Source organism: Catonella sp., assembly GCF_052169795.1.
In the GTDB taxonomy this organism is placed as follows: domain Bacteria; phylum Bacillota; class Clostridia; order Lachnospirales; family Lachnospiraceae; genus Catonella.
This window is the reverse complement of sequence record NZ_JBQNBU010000150.1, coordinates 1-3214: the sequence shown is the minus strand read 5'-3', so window position 1 is coordinate 3214 and position 3214 is coordinate 1. Positions and strand designations below refer to the sequence as shown.

Below are 3214 nucleotides of genomic sequence, written 5' to 3'. Positions count from 1 at the left end.
TATTTGAGGGAGATGATTCTCAAGCCCTCTGCAAAAAAGAAATGATTAAAAACTCCTATAAATCAGTCCTTCTTCTTGATAACAGCAAAGAATTTAAAGACGGGTACTTTAAGTTAGCTGATTAGTATAATAATGGTATAGTCATTCAAGACTATTTAGTTAATAAGTTTCTATATGTATAACAGAAGAAGGCATTCTACCTTCATCAGATGTTATCATAAATTTTATCTTGCCTGATGGCTTCCAATAGACATAAGACAAAACATAAGGTATTATCTCTTAGGATAGGACAAAGAATGACCTCCTCCTTGTTATTCTACGCCTCCAATGTTATTATAAATTTTCACAATGTATAATAACATTTTATAATAATTATATATAAATATTCTATAAAAAGCAACACTTATATTCCATGCCTTTATTAGATTTTTGTAATAATACCTTTCAAAATACTAATATTTTAGTTATATCTATAGAATATTACAAAAATCTACACATTTTTTATAAATTCATATAGGTGCTTTTAACGTGAACTATAATATTAAAAAAATTCCTGCCGACAGCATTTCAACTATCAGCAGAAATTAGTTTTACTTTACTTTTGTCTCTCTATACTTCTTCCTATAATCAATATAAAATTCCAAGTATGCCTTTGTTATGAAATTATATTCATACATCTGCTCCAATATCCTGTTAAAATCATCAAAACGAATATCAGCTCTTGCAAGACTACTTAAAAGCCCTGTTATCCTATTCTTATATTCATCTGAAGATAAGACCCCATCACGCCAGAGAAGATTAGCCTTATAAGCATTTTTAAAATCCTCACCATACCTCATGTCTTTTGTTATATCGTCCTCAACCTCAAAATCTGCCCCCGTAATATCTAATACATTCTTTGCTGAAGAATTTGTAAAATACATATCCTTTCCAAGCCTGTATAGATTTTTATAAAATGCCGTACCATATTCTGTACGTTTCTGATAGTAATCCGGCAAAAACGGACTGAAAGCTAAGGCCACGACTGACACTCCCTTATATTTATTATATTCTACATCCGGACTGGACTTAACTCCGGTTTCATAATGTAACTTCATATTATATTCTAAAGGATAGTCAAGTAAAAGCGGCTCATCTCCTCCTATTACCATAAGATAATACTTTTTTTTATCTGCCCAAATATAAGCGGGAGCTTCTTTTAGCCCCAAAGAATCACATGAATCTATAAGCACTTCCCTATGGTCTTTTTTTGCTTTATATCTTTTGAGAGCATATTTAATCTCTTCTCTTGTTATCTTATATTCAGTCTTTTCATCAATTTTCCCAAGTGCCTTCTCTATCTCACTTTTAGGCTCTCTCTTCTTTCTCTTTTCCTCCTCTTTTCTTAACTTCTCTTTTTCTTTCTCCAGCCTATGTTCCTGTTTTCTCTGCTGATACTTTACCTTATCTCCCTGTTCTTTCAGCTCATCTGATGTTAAGGTCATAGACTGCCACCAAATAAGATCTACCACTCCCATTAACATAGCTATAAGCCCATATACAATACCCGGTCCCAATACAGCCATAATGCCCGTAACCAGTGTTATAAGGGTAAAAATCACAATACCATATAAATATTTTTTTGTAGTTAAATCGCCATAGAGCATAGCATCAATTATTCTTGATATTTTTTCTTTAGTGCTTAGTTTCATTAAATATCTCCATTAAAAAGTTATTCCTTTTTTATCCTTAAGCAACTTACCTCCACAGGCTATAATAAATGCCCCACACACTGCTGATACCACAACCAGTACTATTCCAAGTGCTATGTTAACTACTCCTACAAAGTGCATGCTTTTATAAGCCTTCTCATCACTATTTACAAATTCTGACATAGTCATTCTCCTTATCTTTTATAAAATATACCTTATATAACCAAAAGTACCAAAAGTATTTAATACCTGTACCCTTACATTTAATACTAACATATTTAATCAAAAAAATAAAGTCAGATAACAAACTTGAATTTTTGCCTTAAAATAGGTATAATTCTTGTGTATACACAAAACATCAGCATCAATGTGTTCTCACATGGAAAAGAGGTTTTATGAAAGGATATGTAAATACAAATAAAGGAGAAGTTTCAATCAACAATGATGTTATTGCAAACTATGCCGGTTCAGCAGCCATAGAATGCTTTGGCATAGTTGGAATGGCTTCTCTCAGTATGATGAGCGGTCTTGCTACTCTACTTAAAAAGGATAATTTAAGCAAGGGCGTTGAGATTATTATTGAAAATAACGAAATTACTGCCAAACTTCATATCATCGTTGCTTATGGGGTAAGCATTTCTGCCGTAGCTGAAAATCTTATTGAGAATGTAACCTATAAGGTTGAAGAATTTACCGGCATGAAAGTAAAAAATATCTATGTATATGTAGAAGGCGTAAGAGTCGTTGACTAAGGAGGATTTACAAGTGGCAATATCTAAATTAGATGCACCTATGCTTAAAAAAGCATTTTTAGCAGGTGCTGCGAGACTAGAGTCTCAAAAAGAAAGAATTAATGAACTTAACGTATTCCCTGTTCCGGACGGCGATACAGGAACAAATATGACTCTTACAGCCATGTCTGCCGTAAAAGCTGTGAATGCCATTGAAAATCCTACTATTGAAACCATCGCAAAGGCTATGTCCAGTGGTTCACTCAGAGGTGCAAGAGGAAATTCAGGTGTTATCCTCTCACAGCTCTTAAGAGGATTTTGTAAGGAAATTACTGCTAACGCTGATAATGTAAATGTATCTGTGTTAGCCACTGCCTTCGAAAAAGCTGCTGAAACAGCTTATAAGGCAGTTATGAAGCCAAAAGAAGGAACTATACTTACCGTTGCCAGGGGTGGAGCTGAAAAAGCTGCCGAGCTTGACGGCACAACTGATGATATAACAAAATTCGTTGGCGAAGTTATCGCCCATATGGAAAAAGTTCTTGACTCAACTCCTGAGATGCTTCCTGTACTTAAGGAAGCCGGTGTTGTAGACTCAGGCGGTGCAGGACTCTTAGAAGTTCTTAAAGGTGCTTACGATGTACTTCTTGGTAAAATAGTTCCACTTGCTGACGGCAACATAAATACCACTGCTGTCTCTTCAGGAAAATCCGGAATTACTGATGATATAGAAACTGCTGATATCAAATTTGGCTATTGCACTGAATTTATAATAATGTCTGAAAAAGAATT

The 3214-nt window shown here is 34.2% G+C and carries 4 protein-coding genes; 2 read left to right on the top strand and 2 right to left on the bottom strand.

The annotated features are described in order from the left end of the window. Positions 1–590: 590 nt before the first annotated feature. Together ACTTKP_RS11785 and ACTTKP_RS11780 are read right to left on the bottom strand one after the other, a co-directional pair. Complete coding sequence (locus ACTTKP_RS11785; RefSeq protein WP_442554083.1) at positions 591–1691, bottom strand: hypothetical protein; 1101 nt, start codon at positions 1689–1691, stop codon at positions 591–593. Positions 1692–1703: 12 nt separating this feature from the next. Next, positions 1704–1874 carry a hypothetical protein gene (locus tag ACTTKP_RS11780; RefSeq protein WP_442554082.1) on the bottom strand — a complete coding sequence of 57 codons (171 nt, stop codon included), beginning with the start codon at positions 1872–1874 and terminating at the stop codon, positions 1704–1706. 212 nt (positions 1875–2086) lie between these two features. Here ACTTKP_RS11780 and ACTTKP_RS11775 point away from each other — a divergent pair, with 212 nt between their 5' ends. Both ACTTKP_RS11775 and ACTTKP_RS11770 read left to right on the top strand, forming a co-directional pair. Then, entirely contained in the window at positions 2087–2443 is a 357-nt protein-coding gene (locus tag ACTTKP_RS11775) for an Asp23/Gls24 family envelope stress response protein (RefSeq protein ID WP_442554081.1), read from the top strand. Positions 2444–2456: 13 nt separating this feature from the next. Next, positions 2457–3214: DAK2 domain-containing protein (locus ACTTKP_RS11770; RefSeq protein WP_442554080.1), on the top strand; the 758-nt coding region annotated here is incomplete at its 3' end.